This is a genomic window from Nonomuraea sp. 10N515B, from assembly GCF_052245915.1.
Taxonomy (GTDB): Bacteria; Actinomycetota; Actinomycetes; order Streptosporangiales; family Streptosporangiaceae; genus Nonomuraea.
In genome coordinates this window covers 146,946-164,747 of the sequence record NZ_JBQQBQ010000007.1, presented here as the reverse complement: position 1 = coordinate 164,747, position 17,802 = coordinate 146,946, and the positions used below count along the sequence as shown (strand labels likewise).

The following is a 17,802-nucleotide window of genomic DNA, read 5'->3' as shown; positions in this document are numbered from 1 at the left end:
CCCGATATCGGGCAGGATTTAACTCCGCCACGCGGTATGGAACAGCGACCTCATCCGTATCACCTGTCCCGTCTGACACATCCCTTTCTGGGAACAGTTACGCTGAGTAGTCAGATCGTGACGTTGCACGGGGGAGATGCCATGCAGATCTTGCTCGCCGCCATCCTTGCCGCCGGTGTGCTCACCGCGCCCGGGGAGGACCTCGCCTCGGAGCGGCAGCACGATTTCGTGGCCGCCGCCCGCGAATTCGGGGTGCCGGTGAGCGTGCTGCTCGGGGTCGCGTACCTGGGGTCCCGGTGGGACACGCACGGAGGGTGGCCGAGCACCGCCGGCGGTTACGGGCCGATGCACCTCGTGGACGCGATCCCCGCGGGCTCTACGATGATCGGCGACGCGCTGGGAGACGCCCGGGGGGACGAGGCCCGGCCGATGCCGCCACACCGGGGCCAGGCCACCGCAGCGCCGCCCGCCGCGGCGCTGCGGACCGCCCATGCGGCGCCACGGACGATCCAGACGACGCCGCGGACGGTCCAGGCGACGCTGCCGACCACACTGCCCGAGGCGGGGCGGCTGGCCGGCGTGGAGCCGGCCCGGCTGCGGACCGACCCTTCCGCGAACATCCGCGCCGGCGCCGCCCTGCTCGCCTCCTACCAGCACCGCCCCAGCACCGACCCGGCCGACTGGTACGACGCGGTCGCCCGATACTCGGGAGCGGAGGACCCGGCAGCGGCGCGGGAGTTCGCCGACGAGGTGTTCGCGGTGATCCAGGAGGGGATGCACCGCCGCACCGACGACGGGCACGTGGTGCGGCTGGACCCCGTGCCGGGCCTGCGCGTTCCGTACACCGGCACGGAGGCCCAGTCCTCCGGCGCCGGCGAGGGTGCCCAGCCGGCGGCGGGCAACCCTCCGCTGCCGGACGTCAATGACCAGCCGGCGGCAGGCTATCCACCGCTGCCAGACGTCGATGCCCAGCCGGCGGGAGGCGACGCCCCGCAGGCGGCAACCGGCACCCAGCCGGTCGGCAGCGCCGACGGGCAGACGGTCGGCGGGGCCGACGGGCAGACGGTCGGCGGGGCCGACGGGCAGCCCGTCCTCGGTGCGGACGGCGACGGACTGCCGTCCATGAACAGCGCTCCCCTGTCCCAGGATTGGTCTGCCGAGCAGGCGGAACCGCCGGTGGAAAGGCCCGCGACGGCGGAGTGCCCGGCCTCCCTCGCCTGCGCCTGGATGCCCGCCGCCTACCAGCGCTTCGGCAAGAAGAACAACAGGGACTACGGCAACCACGACCGCCTGCTGCGCCCCCGATCCGTCGACTACATCGTCATCCACGACACGGAAGGCACCTTCCAGGGCATCCCCGCCATGATCGGCGACCCGAAGTACGTGAGCTGGCACTACACGATCCGCTCCCGTGACGGCCATGTCGCCCAGCACGTGGCGACGAGGGACATCGCCTGGCATGCGGGCAACTGGGACGTCAACACCCGTTCCATCGGCATTGAGCACGAGGGGTACCTGGCGAAGGGAGGGACGTGGTACACGGAGGCGATGTACCGGGCGTCCGCCAAGCTCGTCCGTTATCTGGCCGACAAGTACGGCATCCCGCTCGATCGCGCCCACATCCTGGGCCACGACAACGTCCCGGGCACCACCCCGAAGTCCGTCGCCGGCATGCACAACGACCCCGGCCCTTACTGGGACTGGGCCCACTACTTCGATCTGATGGGCAGTCCGCTCACGGCCGTGAAGGGCGGCGACTCCGTCATGATCCGCCCGTCCTACGAGACCAACCGCCCTCGCTTCACCGGCTGCGTCGCCACCAAGAGCGACCAGGCCCCCGCCGCTAAAAGCGCCCAGGGCCGCACCGCCCAGAGCGCTCCGGGCCTCGTCGTTCCCATGAGCGACCAGGGCCCCGCCGCTCCCCGAGGCGGCCGAGGCATCGCCGCCCCTCAAGGCGGCCAGGGCCCCGCCACCACAAGCGGCCAGGACTGCCCGCCGCACGGCGCCGCAACCGTCTGGCTGCACACGGCGCCGAGCGAGACCGCCCCGCTGGTCACCGACGTGGGCAAGCACGGGGGCAAGCCCGGCTCCTACAGCGTGCACGACCACTCCGCCCGCGCCTCGACGGGTCAGCGCTTCGCCGTCGCCGAGCGGCAGGGCGATTGGACGGCCATCTGGTACCTGGGCCAGAAGGCGTGGTTCCACAACCCGGCCGCGAGCCCCACCGCTGTCCCGGCCAAGGGCCAACTGGTCACACCGTTGAAACCCAACACCAAGGTGTACGGCCGCGCATATCCCGAAAAGTCTGCCTATACGCGGGACCCTTCGTCGTACCAGCCCTTGACCCCACTCCAGTACACGATCTCCCCCGGGCAGACGTACGCGGTGGACGACACCATCACCGGCTCCTACTACGCCACCGGCGCGTTCCACCCGTCCAAGCACGTCACGACCACCGGCAAAACCCGCTACCACCAGATCCAGCTGGGCCATCGGGTGATGTTCGTGATGACGAAGGACGTCCGCCTGATCCCTTGAATTTCGCGGTGCGCACCTTCGAGTGCGCACGGGCACTCCGCGGAGACGATATGGTTTTCCCGTGGCCCGGCGCACGTCGCCGGGGGTTCACGCGGAAGTGGCTCAGTGGTAGAGCATCACCTTGCCAAGGTGAGGGTCGCGGGTTCGAATCCCGTCTTCCGCTCGGAGCGAGACTCCTGGTGGAGTGGCCGAGAGGCGAGGCAGCGGCCTGCAAAGCCGTCTACACGGGTTCGAATCCCGTCTCCACCTCGGCGACCGGCGGACCCTCCAGGATCCGCTAAAGTAAAGTGCAACGCCATGCGGAAGTGGCTCAGTGGTAGAGCATCACCTTGCCAAGGTGAGGGTCGCGGGTTCGAATCCCGTCTTCCGCTCTGAGTGATAACTCAATACGGACGATTAGCTCAGCGGGAGAGCGCTTCCCTGACACGGAAGAGGTCACTGGTTCAATCCCAGTATCGTCCACCACTCAAAGACCCCAGCTCACGGCACACCCGGAGCCTGGGGTTTCTTGTTGTTCAGGGGAGATCCTCTGAGCCCGCCCTGCTCAAAAGGTGCCGTACGCGCGGCGGCCGGCTCCCATCTGGTCGCCTGCCGTGAAGTTCGTCCCGCACGGCGTGACCAAGCTACTGCCGCCCTTCGTGCGCCGGCCTCAGGGCACATGGGGCAGGAAGAGGCGGCGCCAGGTGTGGCCTGACCATCACCGGCAAGCTGTCTGGCTCCTCCTGACCCACTGAAGGGCGCGGTCAGGGGATCTGGAGCAGGCCGTGGTAGGAGAGATCCTCGGTCACCTGCGCGTCCCGTTCCTTCGCCTTGAGCAGTTGGTGGCTGAGCGTCTCGTACAGCCATGCCTTGTATTCGGGCACGCTCCAGCCCGCGTCGCCGGTCAGGCCGAGGAAGGTCTCGTGGCTGCAGAGCACGACCATGATGTCGGTGGCACGTTGCGGGTCCAGCCCGGGGCGGAGGTGACCGTGGCCGGCGAGGCCGGCGATCAGCTGGTTCATGCCGGCGCGGCGAGACTGGGTGACACCTTGCCAGAAGACGTCGATGTCGGGGTCGGACGCCGCCGCGGTGTGGATAGTGGCGGTGAGCGGGGCGACACGGGCATAGATGTCCACGCCATGTTCGATGGTGAGAGCCAGGGCGCGGTGCCCGTCCGGCGATGCGAGGGCCTGCTTCATCCAGGACCGCTGTCCCACCGGTGGCGGGTCGTATTCGCCGGCGGCGGCGCTCTCGATGACCTCTCGCAGCAGTGCGGCCTTGGTACGGAACACGTAGTAGACGGTCTGCACTGCGACGTCGGCAGCGGCGGCGATCGCGTCCATCGTGGTCGATGGATAGCCGTTCTCGCAGAACAGACGGTAGGCGGTATCGATGATCTTGCACCGGGTGGCCTTGGCACGGTCGCGGCGGGCTTGTCCGGGTCGGGCATTGACATCGCTCATAGCGGAGTCCGAGACTACTAGATGTGCTTACTAGTGGTTACCACTAGTGGCTCACTACAAACCAAGCCTCGAGAGGCAGGCCGGACATGGTGGTACTGGAGAACTCGGTCGACATCGCGCTGCCACCGGCGAAGGTCTTCGACTACCTCAGCGACCTGCGCAACGAGAAGGAGTGGAACCCGAAGATGCGCTCCGTGCGGCTGTTGACCGGCGAGCCGATCGGGCCCGGGTCGAGGTATCAGGCCAGGTGGGCGGGCAGCCCGGACAACATCGTGGAATACACCCGGTTCGACCGGCCCCATGAGTGGGCATCGGTCGCCGAGTCGAAGATGATGACGGTCCGCTTCTCGGCACGCGTGACGCCGGCACCTGCCGGTGCCCATCTGGCAGTGCGGATGGAGCTGGTTCCGCATGGGCCGATGAGGCTGTTACAGCCGATCCTGCGCCACTGGATGCAAGCCCAAGAGGTCGACAACATGCGCTACATCAAAACCGCGATGGAATCGCTGGCCACGCGATGAGCAGACCCACGGCCGGCTACAAGCGTGCTCCCTGGATGGCGGCCGGAGGACCCGGGCCGCCTTCATCGCTGGATCGCGGCGGCGATGATCGTGTGGATCCAGCGCTCCCACTGCTCGGGCGTCCACCCGCGTACGCCGGTGAGCAACAGGTAGACCTCGAAGCTGACCAGGGTGAAGATAATGTCGGCCGCCTCCTCGGTCGAAAGGTCCGGGCGCAGGGCCTGCTTGTCGGCGAGGGTGCGGTGGCCGTCGGGCTTGTCGCGCACCTGCTCCACCCAAGGCCGGTCCAGCACCGGTATCGGCTCGTCATCGCCGACCGACAGCACGTCGATGATCTCTTTGAGAACCGTGGCCTTGTTGCCGAAGTGGAAGTACACCGTCTGCACCGCGCCTGGGCGGCGCGGCGGGTGCCGCGTCCGGCGCTCAACGGCTTCCACCACGTCAAACTCCCGGTGACGGACGTCCGGCGCAGCCGCGACTGGTACGAGCGTGTGTTAGGCCTGCGCCTGTACATCGAGTTCGTCGAAGACGGCACACTCATGGGCGTCGCCCTCCGCGATGCCAACAGCACCCTTGATGTGGCACTACGCCACGACCCGGTACGGGCCGCCGCGATGGCCAGATTCGACCCGATGGCCCTACGCGTACCAACCCTGCGCGACCTGAAGGCCTGGCAGCAGCGACTCGACGACCTGGCCGAGCCACACGACGGCATCATCACCGGCCACGTCGGCCAGGCGCTCATCGGCCTGAACGATCCCGACCCCATCGAGACCCGCTTCTACCACCCCGCCCACAGCCAGCCCGAGGACGCCCGATGAGCTTCGACCCCAGCGGCTACCCCCTCACCCCACCGACGGGCCGCACCTGTGATTCCTGGCACCCGGATGGCGGTGAAGACCGGCGCCGATCAGACCGGCGGCGCCTTCACCCTCATCGAGTGGTCCGCACCGGCCGGCTTCGGACTACCCCAGCACATCCACGACCGCGAAGACGAGGCGTTCTACATCCTCGAGGGAAAGATCGCCATCGACTGCGGCGACCACCACTGGACCGCCGGACCCGGCGACTTCGCCTTCCTGCCCCGCCACATCCCGCACTCCTTCATCGTCACCGACGAACCAGTACGCGGCCTGCAGATCCTCGGCCCGCCACCCACGTGACCCATACCAGGAACGTTCCAAACCACCGGGCTCACCACCGCCGCGAGCGCCCCCGACACCTGCATCTCGGGCTTCGTCTGGCGCGAGGCGCGCCCCAGCGACCACGTCTGCGTCACCCCGGCCGGCCGCCGCGCCTCCTCCAGCCCGCCGCGCACCTGAAGGCGGCGGGGCCTGAGAGCCGCCCCGTCACGGCCAGGTGTTGGCCTCGGCTTCGAACACCTCCCTGTCGCTCTCCACGGGCAGCACGCACAGCAGGTGCCCGCCGGGAGCGCGCAAGGTCCGGCACTCCATCCACTGCGACACCGGGGTCGCGCCGAGCGCCAGCAGGCGCGCCGTCTCGGCCTCCACGTCGTCGGTCTCGATGTCGAGGTGGAAGCGGGGCGCGTCGCCGACCGCCTGGACGGCCGTGACCAGGCCGGGAATGGCCTGGTGGAGCGAGATGAACTGTTCCTCGCCCTGGAGGGGACGGGCGGTGGCCCCGAGCGCGGCCGCCCAGAAGGCCGCGGCCTGGTCGGCTTCGGGCGAGGGGGTGTCGATGAGAAGGGCGTAGACGCGGCTGCGATGCACGACCGCTCACCCTAGCGAAGCCGTCGAGCGACCGTTTACGCATCCCTTGCCGTCCACATGCCAACCCCCGGTGAAATGTCGCCGAACGCGCAGTTTTGGTGTCGCTGCGTGCATAGACCGTTTCGGTACGGGTAGCGCCGTGGCATTGACTCCTCGGAGGAGGAAACCGTGGACATCAACATAGGCCAGGGCATCCAAGACGCCTGGCGGCAAATAGCGACGTTCGTTCCCAGGCTGGTCGCGTTCCTGGTGATTCTCTTCATCGGGTGGATCGTGGCCAAGGCCCTGGAGAAGATCGTCAACAAGATCCTGGACCGGGTGGGGTTCGAGCGGGCGGTGGAGCGCAGTGGCGTACGCCGCTGGCTGGAACGCAGCAGGTACGACGCCAGCAGCCTGCTGGCGAGAATCGTCTTCTACGCGATCATCCTGGTCACCCTGCAGATAGCGTTCAGCGTGTTCGGCCCGAACCCGATCTCGGCGCTGCTGACCGCCGTGGTGGCCTGGCTGCCCATGGCCCTCGTCGCCATCGTGATCATCGTGGTGGCGGGCGCCATCGCCAGGGGCGTCAGGGACATCCTGAACGGGGCGCTCGGCGGGCTGTCGTACGGCCGCTGGATCGCCACCGCCGCGGCGGTGTTCATCTGGGCGCTGGGCATCATCGCGGCGCTCAACCAGATCGGCGTGGCCACCACGGTCACGACTCCGGTGCTGATCACCGTGCTCGCCACCATAGGGGCCATCGCGGCCATCGGCGTCGGCGGCGGGCTCGTCCGGCCGATGCAGCAGCGCTGGGAGCGCTGGCTGGGCCGGATCGAGGAGGAGGCGCCGCAGGCCAAGGCGCACGCGGAGGCGTACCAGCGTGGGCGCCAGGACGCCGCGGCGATGACCGAGGAGACGGCGCCTATCCGTACCACTCCGGGCGCTCCGTCCCGGCCGGACATGCCGCCGACGTCGGGTCCGCCCCGCCCGGACATGCCGCCGTCCTCGGGTCCGCCCCGTTCGGACATGCCTCCCGAGTGACCCGCCGGCGGACGTGCCTTCCGGCTGACCCGGCGTCGGACCTGCCGCACGGCCGGCCCGGACGGCGACCCGCCCACTCGGCCCCCTCCGAGCCGAGCGGGGCGGGTGGCTCGCCGGTCGGCGGGGCAGGTGGGCCGCCGGTCAGGCGGGAAGTTCGTCGTTCAGGAAGCCGAGTTCGCGGGCGAGCCAGCAGACCGCCGTCAGCCGCAGGGCCGCGGCATCGGGCTCGCCGGTGAAGGCCCAGCCGCGGTGGCGGAGCTCGTCGAGGAAGCCGAGCAGGTAGTCGCCCAGGGTCTCGCGATCCATCGGGATCGCATCACGCAGCACCGCGGCATGCTGGTCCACGGCCGCGACGAGCCCGGGCTCGCTGCCCATCCGCGCGAGCTGGGTATCGCCCAGCTCACCCATCAACCACCGAAAGGGCGAAGTCGCCCAACCTTCCTCAAAGAACACCAAACAACCCTAAAGCATGTTCCAAGGTCAGCGGCCATATGGCAGGCCCACGTAGTTCTCCGCGAGCGTCGTGGCCGCCGCCTCCGACGAGGTGACGTAGTCCAGATACGACAACTGCAGCCGCCGCCCGTAGGCGTCGTCGTCCTCGAACGTGTGCAGCAACGTCGTCATCCACCACGAAAAGTGTTGCGCTCGCCACACCCGCTTCAGGCACGCCTCCGAGTACCCGTCCAGCAGCGCCGTGGAGCCCTCCGAGAAGTACGCGGCCAGCGCCTCGGTGAGCACGCGCACGTCGGCCACGGCCAGGTTGAGCCCCTTCGCCCCGGTGGGCGGCACGATGTGGGCGGCGTCCCCGGCCAGGTAGAGCCGCCCGTACTGCATGGGTTCGACCACGAAGGACCGCATCGGCGTGACGCCCTTCTCGGTGATCTCCCCGGTGGTCAGCGTGAAGCCGGGCACGCTCTCCAGCCGCTCCTTCAGCTCGTCCCAGATCCGCTCGTCCGGCCAGTCCTCGATCCGGGTGTCGGCGGGAACCTGCAGGTAGAAGCGGCTGACGGTGGGTGAGCGCATACTGTGCAGCGCGAAGCCGCGCTCGGTCCTCGTGTAGATCAGCTCCTCCGATGACGGCGTGACGTTGGCCAGGATGCCGAGCCAGGCGAAGGGATATTCGCGCTCGAAGACGCTCAGAACGCCCTCGGGGATGGACGGCCGGGTCACGCCGTGGAAGCCGTCGCAGCCGGCGATCACGTCGCAGTCGAGCCGCTCGCCACCGAAGGTCACGTACGGTTCGGAGTCCAGCCCGTGCACGGCCACGTCCTCCACCTCGAACCGCACGTCGCCGCCCGCCGCCAGCCTGGCTGCGATGAGGTCCTTGACCACCTCCTGCTGCCCGTACACGGTGATCGACCTGCCGGGGACGAGCTTCTCGAACGGGATGCGGTGACCGGAGCCGCCGTACCTGAGCTCGATGCCGTGGTGCGGCAGCCCTTCGCGCAGCATGCGCTCTCCGACGCCCGCCTCGACGAGCGTGTCGACCGTGCCCTGCTCCAGCACGCCGGCCCGCACCCGCCGCTCGACGTAGTCGCGGCTGCGCTTCTCCAGCACCACGGAGGAGATGCCGCGGAGGTGGAGCAAATGAGACAGCAGCAGGCCAGCGGGGCCCGCGCCGATGATCCCGACCTGAGTTCGCATGAGGGAAGCATCCTGCCTCGAGCGGGGTAAGCCGAGCGCCTGCTTCCACTGAGTGGAATAACTGTGTGGAATGATGACGGGCATGTCAGGCGGATCCCGTGAGCCAGGCCGCACCGTGACGTCCAAGGTGCTGGCCCTGCTCGGCGCGTTCGACGCCGCCCATCCTCAGCTCACGCTGACGGACCTGGCCCGGCGCAGCGGGGTGTCGCTGAGCACGGCGCACCGGCTGGTGGCCGAGCTGGAGGAGTGGCAGGCGCTCAGCCGCGACCCCGACGGGCGGCTGCGGGTGGGGCTGCGGCTGTGGGAGCTGGGCCAGCTCGCCCCGGACCGGCTGCTCGGCCTGGCGCATCCGTGGTTGCAGGAGCTGTTCGTCACCACGGGCGAGAACGTGCACCTGGCGGTCCGCGACGGGCTCGAGGTGCTGTACGTGGACAAGGTCTACGGCCGGCGCGCGGTGCCCATCGTCTCCAGGACCGGCGGCCGGCTGCCGATGCACCCGACGGGCGTGGGCAAGGCGCTGCTGGCGTACGAGCCGGACTGGTTCGTCAAGTCCTACCTGGCCCGCAAGCTCGAGCGTCCCACCCGGCACACGATCACGGAGCCGGGCCGGCTGGCCAGGGAGCTGGCGGCGGTCCGGGCCCAGGGCTACGCGCTCACGTACGAGGAGATGACGCTCGGCTCGTGCTCGGCCGCGGCCCCGATCCTGGTGGACGGCCGGCCCGTGGCGGCGGTGGGCATCGTGGTGGCCTCCCGGCGCGCCCGCGAGCTGCCCCGCCTCATCGATCCCCTGCTCAACGCCGCGGCCGGCATCGCGAAGGCTAGTCCCCCAGCTTCTGGATCCGGTCCTTGAACAACGTGGTGGCGATAGCGGCCCGGTGCGGCTGCCCCTTGAGGAACGCCTGGGCGAAGTTCCTGGCCTGCTCGTAGGAGACCTTGGCGGGCATGGGCGGCTCGTTGGGGTTGACGTCCACGTCCACCAGCGCCGGGCCGTCGTGCGCGAGCGCCTGCCCGATCGTCAGGGCCACGTCGTCCGACTTGGTCACTTTGGCCCCGAACCCGCCGCACGAGCGGGCCCAGGCCGAGAAGTCGGCCTCCGGCTCGGCGTAACGCACGCCGTGCTCCGGGTAGCCGAGCACCATCTGCTCCCACAGGATCTGGCCGAGCGAGTTGTTGTTGTTGACGATCACCTTGATCGGCAGCCGCTGCTGGACGGCCGTCAGGAACTCGGCCATCAGCATCGAGAAGCCGCCGTCGCCGACGTACGCGATGACCTGCCGGCCGGGGTGGGCGTGCTGCATCGCGATCGCGTACGGCAGCCCGTTCGCCATCGTGGCCAGCGTCCCCGACAGGTAGAACTCGCGCCCGCCGCGGATCGTCCAGTGCCGGGCCGCCCAGGTGGCGACGGTGCCGCTGTCGCACGTCATGATGGCGTCATCGGCGGCGAGCTCGTCGAGGACGGAGACGGGATACTGCGGCGCGATCGGGTCGCGCTCGGGGTTCTCCAGCGCGTCCATGTCGGCCCGCCACTGGGTCATCATGCGCTGATATTTCTCCAGATGAGCGGTGTCGTCCCGGCGGGACAGCAGCGGCAGCAGCGCCGCCAGCCCTTCCTTGGCGTCGCACACGACCGGCACGTCGGTCGCGATCCGTGCCCCCGCCCTGGCCGGCTCCGCCTCGAACTGCACTACGCGCGCCTTGCCGGGCTCCGGCAGGAACTTCGAATACGGGAAGTTCGTGCCCACCATGAGCAGCACGTCGGCGTCGTCCATCAGCTCCTCGCTCGGCCCGGTGCCGAGCAGCCCGATCCCGCCCGTCGTGTACGGCGAGTCGTCCGGGATGACGGCCTTGCCGGGCAGCGTCTTGACCACCGGCGCGCCGAGTTCCTCGGCCACGGCCAGCACCTCCTGCCTGGCGTGCAGCGCGCCCTGCCCGACCAGCATGGCCGGGCGCTCGGCGTGGTTGAGCACCTCGGCCGCCCACTCGACGTCCTCCTGCCGGGGGATGCCGGACGGCTGCAGGTAGACGGGCGTGGTCTGCGGCAGCCTGACCGGCGCGACGTGCTTGTACGGGTCCGCGTCCGCCTCGGCCACCTGGATGTCGTTGGGCAGGGTCAGATGGGAGACCCCGCGCCGCGCGTACGCCGTCCTGACCGCCTGGTCCACCAGCGACGGCAGCTGCGCGGGATTGCTGATCATCATGCTGTACTCGGCGACGTCGGCGAACACCTTGTCCAGGTGGACCTCCTGCTGGTAGCCGGTGCCGAGCACGGACGTCTCCTGCATGCCGGTGATCGCCAGCACGGGCACGTGGTCGAGCTTGGCGTCGTAGAGTCCGTTGAGCAGGTGGATGCCGCCTGGCCCCGAGGTGGCCAGGCAGACGCCGATGCGCCCGGTGGCCTTGGCGTAGCCGGTGGCCATGAAGGCCGCGGCCTCCTCGTGGTGGACGAGGACGAAGCGCACCCGGTCGCGATGGCGCCGCAGCCCCTCCATGATGCCGTTGATGCCGTCGCCCGGCAGGCCGAAGACGGTGTCCACGCCCCACTCGGCGAGCCGTTCGATCAGGGATTCCGATGCGATTCGAGCCATGCGAGCGGCCCTACCCCACTTCGCGGCACCCATGTCAAGGGTGCGGATTCGAGGGTAGAGGGGCGGCATGCGCATTTTGGTCACGGGAGCCACGGGCACGCTGGGCAGGGCCTTGGTGCCCGCGCTGGTCAAGGCGGGTCACCAGGTGCGGGCGCTGAGCCGTACCAAGAGGGAGAGCCGCGGGAACGTCGAGTGGATGTGGGGCGACCTGTTCTCCGGCCACGGCGTCACGGAGGCCGTCGCCGGCATGGAGGCGATCGCGCACCTGGCCACGAGCGGCCGCAAGGGGCGCGGCGCCGTAGACATCCCGGGCACTCGGCTGCTCATGATGGCCGCCCGCGACGCCGGGGTCGGGCACGTGCTGCTGACCTCGATGGTCGGCGCGGACCGCGCGCCTGTCGGCTATCTCCGGTACAAGCTGGAGGCCGAGCGCCTGGTCGAAGAGAGCGGCCTGGGCTGGACGATCCTCCGCTCCACCCCGTTCCATCAGTGGCTTCACCAGCGGCTGCGTGACTTCTCCGCGCTGCCGGTGCTGCCGGTCGACCCGACCGTGCCCTGGCAGCCGGTCCACACGGGCGAGGTCGCCGCACGAGCCGCGGACCTGCTCGCCGGCGGCCCGCAGGGCACAGAGATCGAGTACGGCGGCCCAGAGGTGCTCGACACCGCGGAGCTGACCAGGACCTGGCTGCGTGCCCAGCACCTGCGCCGCGCCTGCCTGCCGGTCCGCTACCCCGGCCGCCTGTACGCGTCCATGCGCGCCGATCTCCTGACCACGGACGCGACGCCCAAGGGCGAGATCACCTGGCAGGACTACCTGGCCCCGCCCCCGCCGGTGCCCTCGGACGACTTCGCCTCCGAGCACACCGCCTCCCCCACGAGCCCGGCCACCCAGCCTGAGATGGACCCGGACCGGCACGTCTACGGCGGCGACGAGGGTTACGAGCGCCCGACCCGCGGTTGACGCCGCTTCTACACGCTCGTTACGCCTTGCCCCCTTGATGGGTCGTCACTGGGTGCGCGCATCCGCGCCTACCGCGCCATGCGCCGCATGACCGTGCGCGCCCGCGTCCTCGGGCACCCGGGGCGCCCGCGTCCTCGAGCACCCGGGGGCGCGCCGTTAGCCGCCCGGGGCGGGCTCGTCGTCAGCCGCGGGGCGGGCCGGAGGCGCCGCCCCACGGGTCGTAGTCAACCTCCAGCGGCTCCTGCGGCGGCCGCTCCCCCTCCGGCACGTGCTGCAGGTTGACGCGGATGCGATACCACACGCTGCTGCGCCCCCGCATCCCGTCCACCAGCACGTCGGCGGGCTCCAGTTGGGCCGCCACCTCGGGATGCCTGGCCTTCCACCGCTCGAACCCCGCCATCGCCTCGTCCTTGTGCTCCGCCCGGGCGATCTCGATGACGGGCATCGTCTGCTGCCTGCGCCCGCTGCCCTTGGGCGGCTTGGGCGCGGGCCCGAGCTCCTCGGCGAGCGCCAGCAGCCCGTCCAGGGACCCGGCGTGCAGATCCATGTCCTCCCAGGGGTCGCCGATCTCGGCGAGCCGCCGGGGCACCGTGTCGATGGTGAAGAGCTCCGGCTGGCACCCGGGCACCTCGTCCCAGGTCAGCGGCGTGGACACGCGGGCGTCCTGGACGGCGCGCACCGAATAGGCGGAGGCCACGGTCCGGTCGTAAGCGTTTTGGTTGAAGTCCACGAACACGCCGTGCCGCTCCTCCTTCCACCACCGGCTCGTGGCCAGGTCGGGGGCCCGCCGCTCGACCTCCCGCGCGACCGTCTCGGCCGCCTTGCGCACCTTCGCGAACGGCCAGCGCCGCTCGATCCGCGCGTACACATGGAACCCGCGCGACCCGGACGTCTTGGGCCAGGCCACCAGCCCGTGGTCGGCCAGCACCTCCCGCGCGACCTGCGCGGTCTTCAACACATCGGCCCACTCGACGCCCGGCACCGGATCGAGATCGATCCGCAGCTCATCGGGCCTGGCGAGATCGTCGGAGCGCACCGGATGCGGGTTGAGGTCGACACACCCCAGGTTGACCACCCACAGCAGCTGCGCCAGGTCGGTGCACACGACCTCCTCGGCACTGAGCCCCGACCGGTATTTGAGCTCGGCCACCTCGATCCAGTCGGGCCGCTTGGCCGGGGCGCGCTTCTGGAAGAACGCCTCCTGCTCGATCCCGTGCACGAACCGCTTGAGCACCATCGGCCGCCCGTGCACGCCGCGCAGCACCGCCTCGCCGACGCTCTCGTAGTAGCGGATCAGGTCGAGCTTGGTGTGCCCGGCCTGGGAAAAGACCACCTTGTCGGGGCTGGTGATGCGGACCTCACGCCCGGCGACCTCGATGTCAGGCATAGGCTCACCCTACGCGGCGGCCCTCTCAATTCTTCGTGTCATCCGCGCCCGGCGGCACGCGGCAGGCTCAGCAGGGCTCCGCTCCTCCAGGTCAGCTGTCCCTCCGTACGGCTGCGATGACCTCATCCAGGTCGATGGGATGGCCGGGGGGCATCGCCCGCCTGGACACGGCACGATCGTTGATCTCCATGGTGAGTCCCAGCACGCCCAGCGTCCGCATGACCAGGCCGAGTTCCAGCGTGTTCCGGCCGGCCTCCAGCCGGACGATCCACTGACGGCTCACTCCGACCTCGTCAGCCACTGCCTGCTGGGTCCGGCCGAGCGCGCGGCGCCGCTCGCGTATGAGCGCGCCAAGCTCTATCGGAGTTCTCGCGTACACGGCACCTCACGGGTTGTCAGCGTTCGGCGACATCAGCCTACTTGTCGCCGTACGATGACACCAGCGCCGTGGCGGCCGACGCCCGGCGGCAAAGCGGGCCGCTCCCTCAGTGGCGTCGGGCAGGGAAATCAGGCCATGGCACAGCTCGTTCCGCATGGCCTCCTCCTCGCCGGGCCCATCCTGCTCCAGCACCGACAGCCGGTCGCCGCGCAGGCAGAGCTGCCGGAAGCGGGCGATCTCACGGGCCAGCTCCTCGGCGTGCCACCGGGCCGTCCCAGTGCCCGTATTGCCCTATATCGTTTGGTTTGTATTGGACTCATCGTCCAGTAGTGGTCTAACCTCATCCCAGCAGGGTGACCCTGGCGCTGACCGCCGTCCCATCGTGGACTCGCTCGCGGGGCATGCGGCCAAGTCGATCGGCTTGAAGGAACTACGCACGGAGGGCACGATCAGGATCGCGTTCGTCCGGCACGGCGGTGTGATCATCCTGCTGCTGGCCCACCGCGACAAGCGGCACAAGAACAGCGCCAAGTTCTACGCCCAGCTGATCGACGAGGCGGTGGAGCGGTTCGGCAAGTGGCTGGCCGACAGGGACGACAAGGAAGGCATGTGATGGCTGATCTTCTGGAGGAGCTGCTGACTCCCGAGGAATTGGCGGTGGTGAGACAGCGGGCGGCTCGCCGAGTGGCGGGGCTGCGGCTGGGCGAAATCCGTAAGCGGCTGGGTCTGACGCAGAAGGATGTGGCCGACCACATGGGTGTCACGCAGCGGCGAGTGTCGGCGATCGAGGGGGGAAACGTGAGGGACCTGAAGGTGTCCACGTTGCTGGCCTACGCCAAGGCTCTGGGCGGGCACGCCGAGGTGTCGGTGGACGTGGATGGCTTGCACCTGGAGTTGACGGCGGGCGAGACGTCGGCGGCGTAGTGGTGAGGCCTACAGCCGGACGATCCACTGACGGCTCACTCCGACCTTGTCAGCCACTGCCTGCTGGGTCCGGCCAAGCGCGCGCGACCACCAACCGGTCCCCCTACCACGCCCATCGGTCGAGCAACTACCGCTAGATCGCGCCGAAGTCGCCGTGGCGTCCGGCGCCGGCGGCGAAGCGGGCGGCTCCCTCAGCGGCGTCGGGCAGGGAAACCAGGCCATGGCGCAGCTCGTTCCGCATGGCCTCCTCCTCGCCGAGCCCGTCCTGCTCCAGCACCGACAGCCGGTCTCCGCGCAGGCAAGCCTGCGGGAAGCGGGCGATCTCGCGCGCCAGCTCCTCGGCGTGCCGCCGGCCCGTCCCGGTGGGGACGAGCCGGTTGGCCAGCCCCATCTCGTACGCCTCCCGCCCGCCCACCGGCCGCCCGGTGAGGATCATGTCCATGGCCCGGGACGCCCCGATGAGCCTGGGCAGGCGCACGGTGCCACCGTCGATCAGCGGCACGCCCCACCGGCGGCAGAACACGCCGAACACCGCGTCCTCCTCCGCCACCCGCAGATCACACCAGAGCGCGAGCTCGAGCCCGCCCGCGACCGCGTGCCCGGCCACCGCGGCGATGACCGGCTTGCCCAGGCGCATCCTGGTCGGCCCCATCGGCCCGTCGCCCTCCTCGCCGACATGGTTGTCGAGCGCCTTGAGGTCGGCCCCGGCGCAGAACGTACCCCCTTCACCCCACAGCACCGCCACGTCGGCGTCGGAGTCCTCGAAGTCCCTGAACGCCTCCGCCAGCGCGTCGGCGGTCTTGCGATCGACGGCGTTGCGCGCCTCCGGCCTGCTGATCACCACGGTGGTGACGGGACCTTGGCGCTCCACGCGTACGGTCATGTCGGTCCTCCTCCGGGAACGTGCGGATGGTCCTCGGGGAAACGTGCCGAGCGTACGCCGAGGCCGGGGTTCGGGCCAGCGACAAGCCGCACCGATCGCCCGCGGGCGTGGATGCCGCGCCGCGAACTGACTTGCGATCTCTGACCGTGGGGGGATGGCGGGTATCACTCAGGTGGATGTGCGTGGAGCCGGCCGTTCCTACGATGGGCGGGTGGTGGTGGCTCCCCGCTGGCTGTTACCGGCCGGCCTTGGGCTGCTGATGCTGCTGGTCGGCCGCCGTACCCTCCAGGAGGTCCGCCGCGGGAGCGCGCGGCATGATGACCGCAGGCGGTGACCGCGTTTCGCATCGATGTGAGGAGGCATCCCAGTGGATGTGGAGCGATTGTTCGCCGAGCTGGCAGACTGGTCCGACCAGCATGACGTTCCCGTGGAGACACATCGTTACGGGCCGCTACCCGATCATGAAGCCGATCTGCGGCTCCCGCCCGATGCGGCACCGCGCGGGCTCGCTGTCGTGGTCCACGGTGGCTTCTGGCGCGCCCACTACGGGCGTGAGACGACCCGGGCGCTCTGCGCCGATCTCGCCTTGCGGGGGTGGGCGAGCTGGAATGTGGAGTACCGGCGGGTGGGCACGGGTGGAGGCGTGCCCGCGACGCTTGACGACATTGCGGCCGCCCTTCGGCGCCTTGACGAGGTGAGGCCGGTCGGCGACGTGCCGCTCCTGGTGCTAGGGCACTCGGCCGGCGGCCACCTGGCGTTGTGGGCGGCGGGGACGCGACCGGTCGCCGCCGTCGTGTCACTCGGCGGCGTCTGCGATCTGACCGAGGCGGCCCGGCTGGGCATCGGAGACGGCGCCGCGCTCGACTTCGTCGGCGGCACGCCGGAGCAGCGGCCCGAGCTCTATGACCTGGCCGATCCGGCGCGCCGCCTGCCGATCGGCTCTCCGGCGCTCATTGTGCACGGCACCGACGACGATCGTGTCCCGCCTGAGCTCAGCCGCCGGTACGCGCAGGCCGCACACGAAGCCGGGGACCCCTGCCAGCTGCTCGAACTGGAGGACATCGGCCACTTCGAGGTCATCGATCCGCGGACCGCGACATGGTCCACGATCGTCCAGGGGTTCGAGGTCGTGGTGAAAATGGGCTAGAGCGTCACCACCCACGTGGTGATCGCCTTGCGGAGGTCCTCGAACCTCACCCAAGCCGGGCGGGATCTGGTCGACGGCAGCCCCGCGGTCGACGTCCGGGAGAAGGAGGAGTTCTCCGTTGCCGGTGCTCTTTGGAAACCATCCGTCCGAAACTCTCACCAGACGATCATGGCGTTATCGTGTAGTGAGACCTGGATCAGTGGGAGTGCGGGGACGGGGTGGAGGGGCTTGGGGACCCGGTGGAGCCGCCAAAGCCATGGTCTTCGACCGTTCCCCCGAGTTTCTTGCTCAATTCCTGCATGAAGGACTTGGACTTGGCCGACAGCACCCATCGATCGCCCGCAAGGTAGACGCCGCCGTACATCTCGGCGTAGTCAAGCCACTCGCGCTGACCTTCGGCCGTATCGAAGTCGAGGAACACATAGGCGATCCCGTCGCTGGTGCATTCCCCCTGCCGGTAATCCAGAGCCTTGACGGTGATCTTGGCGGTGCAGCCGATGACGGACGCCAGCTGCTGGACGGTGTAGGTCCGGGGAGCCGGCTTCCGCCCGCTGTCCGCCTCGACTTGTTCGCTGCAACCGGTAAGCGCGATGGCCAGCAGCGACAGGACGATACCTCCGTAGCCTCGCCTCCTGACCACG

At 69.7% G+C, this 17,802-nt stretch carries 21 protein-coding genes and 4 tRNA genes; 15 read left to right on the top strand and 10 right to left on the bottom strand.

Annotated elements, in window-relative coordinates; translation table 11 throughout:
* Positions 1-141: 141 nt before the first annotated feature.
* The 5 genes from ACTWQA_RS12675 (at position 142) to ACTWQA_RS12655 (ending at position 3,003) form a co-directional block, all read left to right on the top strand.
* A complete protein-coding gene (locus ACTWQA_RS12675; RefSeq protein ID WP_443159422.1) occupies positions 142-2,538 on the top strand; it encodes an N-acetylmuramoyl-L-alanine amidase in 2,397 nt (798 codons plus the stop codon).
* Between the two features lie 91 nt (positions 2,539-2,629).
* Positions 2,630-2,701 (top strand) — tRNA-Gly (locus ACTWQA_RS12670).
* 15 nt (positions 2,702-2,716) lie between these two features.
* Positions 2,717-2,787 (top strand) — tRNA-Cys (locus ACTWQA_RS12665).
* A 50-nt stretch (positions 2,788-2,837) separates the two neighbouring features.
* Positions 2,838-2,909: transfer RNA gene (locus tag ACTWQA_RS12660), tRNA-Gly, on the top strand.
* Between the two features lie 19 nt (positions 2,910-2,928).
* A tRNA-Val gene (locus ACTWQA_RS12655) sits at positions 2,929-3,003 on the top strand.
* A 278-nt stretch (positions 3,004-3,281) separates the two neighbouring features.
* On the opposite strand, the gene ACTWQA_RS12650 is transcribed toward ACTWQA_RS12655, so the two are convergent.
* Positions 3,282-3,980: a TetR/AcrR family transcriptional regulator gene (locus ACTWQA_RS12650; protein ID WP_443159421.1), complete on the bottom strand. Its 699-nt coding sequence runs from the start codon at positions 3,978-3,980 to the stop codon at positions 3,282-3,284.
* 86 nt (positions 3,981-4,066) lie between these two features.
* On the opposite strand from ACTWQA_RS12650, the gene ACTWQA_RS12645 reads away from it, so the two are divergent.
* Complete coding sequence (locus ACTWQA_RS12645; RefSeq protein ID WP_443159420.1) at positions 4,067-4,501, top strand: SRPBCC family protein; 435 nt, start codon at positions 4,067-4,069, stop codon at positions 4,499-4,501.
* Between the two features lie 62 nt (positions 4,502-4,563).
* Here ACTWQA_RS12645 and ACTWQA_RS12640 read toward each other — a convergent pair whose 3' ends face one another.
* Entirely contained in the window at positions 4,564-4,878 is a 315-nt protein-coding gene (locus ACTWQA_RS12640) for a hypothetical protein (RefSeq protein WP_443159419.1), read from the bottom strand.
* Here ACTWQA_RS12640 and ACTWQA_RS12635 point away from each other — a divergent pair.
* Together ACTWQA_RS12635 and ACTWQA_RS12630 are read left to right on the top strand one after the other, a co-directional pair.
* Complete coding sequence (locus ACTWQA_RS12635; RefSeq protein WP_443159418.1) at positions 4,867-5,322, top strand: VOC family protein; 456 nt, start codon at positions 4,867-4,869, stop codon at positions 5,320-5,322. The genes ACTWQA_RS12640 and ACTWQA_RS12635 overlap by 12 nt on opposite strands.
* Before the next feature lie 48 nt (positions 5,323-5,370).
* Positions 5,371-5,664, top strand: coding sequence for a cupin domain-containing protein (locus ACTWQA_RS12630; protein ID WP_443159417.1), 294 nt, complete (start codon positions 5,371-5,373; stop codon positions 5,662-5,664).
* 186 nt (positions 5,665-5,850) lie between these two features.
* Here ACTWQA_RS12630 and ACTWQA_RS12625 read toward each other — a convergent pair whose 3' ends face one another.
* Positions 5,851-6,231 (bottom strand): VOC family protein, encoded by a 381-nt coding sequence (locus tag ACTWQA_RS12625; protein ID WP_443159416.1) that lies wholly within the window; start codon positions 6,229-6,231, stop codon positions 5,851-5,853.
* Between the two features lie 174 nt (positions 6,232-6,405).
* Between ACTWQA_RS12625 and ACTWQA_RS12620 the strand changes: the two genes are divergently transcribed.
* The gene (locus ACTWQA_RS12620) at positions 6,406-7,251 is read left to right on the top strand and encodes a mechanosensitive ion channel family protein (protein WP_443159572.1); all 846 of its coding nucleotides are present in this window, start codon (positions 6,406-6,408) and stop codon (positions 7,249-7,251) included.
* Between the two features lie 141 nt (positions 7,252-7,392).
* Here the strand turns inward: ACTWQA_RS12620 and ACTWQA_RS12615 are convergent, their stop codons facing one another.
* Together ACTWQA_RS12615 and pobA are read right to left on the bottom strand one after the other, a co-directional pair.
* Positions 7,393-7,704 carry a DUF6401 family natural product biosynthesis protein gene (locus ACTWQA_RS12615; RefSeq protein WP_443159415.1) on the bottom strand — a complete coding sequence of 104 codons (312 nt, stop codon included), beginning with the start codon at positions 7,702-7,704 and terminating at the stop codon, positions 7,393-7,395.
* Positions 7,705-7,731: 27 nt separating this feature from the next.
* The gene (gene pobA / locus ACTWQA_RS12610) at positions 7,732-8,895 is read right to left on the bottom strand and encodes a 4-hydroxybenzoate 3-monooxygenase (RefSeq protein ID WP_443159414.1); all 1,164 of its coding nucleotides are present in this window, start codon (positions 8,893-8,895) and stop codon (positions 7,732-7,734) included.
* 82 nt (positions 8,896-8,977) lie between these two features.
* Here pobA and ACTWQA_RS12605 point away from each other — a divergent pair, with 82 nt between their 5' ends.
* Positions 8,978-9,745, top strand: coding sequence for an IclR family transcriptional regulator (locus ACTWQA_RS12605; protein WP_443159413.1), 768 nt, complete (start codon positions 8,978-8,980; stop codon positions 9,743-9,745).
* Here ACTWQA_RS12605 and ACTWQA_RS12600 read toward each other — a convergent pair.
* Positions 9,714-11,480 (bottom strand): thiamine pyrophosphate-dependent enzyme, encoded by a 1,767-nt coding sequence (locus ACTWQA_RS12600; protein ID WP_443159412.1) that lies wholly within the window; start codon positions 11,478-11,480, stop codon positions 9,714-9,716. The two genes, ACTWQA_RS12605 and ACTWQA_RS12600, sit on opposite strands and share 32 nt — an antisense overlap.
* A gap of 67 nt (positions 11,481-11,547) precedes the next feature.
* Here ACTWQA_RS12600 and ACTWQA_RS12595 point away from each other — a divergent pair, with 67 nt between their 5' ends.
* On the top strand, positions 11,548-12,441 hold the full coding sequence (locus tag ACTWQA_RS12595) for an SDR family oxidoreductase (RefSeq protein WP_327590879.1): 894 nt from the start codon (positions 11,548-11,550) through the stop codon (positions 12,439-12,441).
* A 181-nt stretch (positions 12,442-12,622) separates the two neighbouring features.
* Here ACTWQA_RS12595 and ligD read toward each other — a convergent pair whose 3' ends face one another.
* Positions 12,623-13,828, bottom strand: a complete 1,206-nt coding sequence (gene ligD / locus ACTWQA_RS12590) for a non-homologous end-joining DNA ligase (protein WP_443159411.1) — start codon at positions 13,826-13,828, stop codon at positions 12,623-12,625.
* A gap of 91 nt (positions 13,829-13,919) precedes the next feature.
* Positions 13,920-14,207, bottom strand: a complete 288-nt coding sequence (locus ACTWQA_RS12585) for a helix-turn-helix domain-containing protein (RefSeq protein ID WP_443159410.1) — start codon at positions 14,205-14,207, stop codon at positions 13,920-13,922.
* A gap of 154 nt (positions 14,208-14,361) precedes the next feature.
* Here ACTWQA_RS12585 and ACTWQA_RS12580 point away from each other — a divergent pair, with 154 nt between their 5' ends.
* Together ACTWQA_RS12580 and ACTWQA_RS12575 are read left to right on the top strand one after the other, a co-directional pair.
* Entirely contained in the window at positions 14,362-14,820 is a 459-nt protein-coding gene (locus tag ACTWQA_RS12580; RefSeq protein ID WP_443159409.1) for a type II toxin-antitoxin system RelE/ParE family toxin, read from the top strand.
* Positions 14,820-15,131 (top strand): helix-turn-helix domain-containing protein, encoded by a 312-nt coding sequence (locus tag ACTWQA_RS12575; protein ID WP_443159408.1) that lies wholly within the window; start codon positions 14,820-14,822, stop codon positions 15,129-15,131. Before ACTWQA_RS12580 ends, ACTWQA_RS12575 begins: the two co-directional genes overlap by 1 nt.
* Before the next feature lie 133 nt (positions 15,132-15,264).
* On the opposite strand, the gene ACTWQA_RS12570 is transcribed toward ACTWQA_RS12575, so the two are convergent.
* Positions 15,265-16,014: a crotonase/enoyl-CoA hydratase family protein gene (locus tag ACTWQA_RS12570; protein WP_443159407.1), complete on the bottom strand. Its 750-nt coding sequence runs from the start codon at positions 16,012-16,014 to the stop codon at positions 15,265-15,267.
* A gap of 154 nt (positions 16,015-16,168) precedes the next feature.
* Between ACTWQA_RS12570 and ACTWQA_RS12565 the strand changes: the two genes are divergently transcribed.
* Both ACTWQA_RS12565 and ACTWQA_RS12560 read left to right on the top strand, forming a co-directional pair.
* A complete protein-coding gene (locus ACTWQA_RS12565; protein ID WP_443159406.1) occupies positions 16,169-16,348 on the top strand; it encodes a hypothetical protein in 180 nt (59 codons plus the stop codon).
* A 33-nt stretch (positions 16,349-16,381) separates the two neighbouring features.
* Positions 16,382-17,161 (top strand): alpha/beta hydrolase family protein, encoded by a 780-nt coding sequence (locus ACTWQA_RS12560; RefSeq protein WP_443159405.1) that lies wholly within the window; start codon positions 16,382-16,384, stop codon positions 17,159-17,161.
* Positions 17,162-17,357: 196 nt separating this feature from the next.
* Here ACTWQA_RS12560 and ACTWQA_RS12555 read toward each other — a convergent pair whose 3' ends face one another.
* Positions 17,358-17,801, bottom strand: a complete 444-nt coding sequence (locus ACTWQA_RS12555) for a hypothetical protein (protein ID WP_443159404.1) — start codon at positions 17,799-17,801, stop codon at positions 17,358-17,360.
* Position 17,802 lies beyond the last annotated feature (1 nt).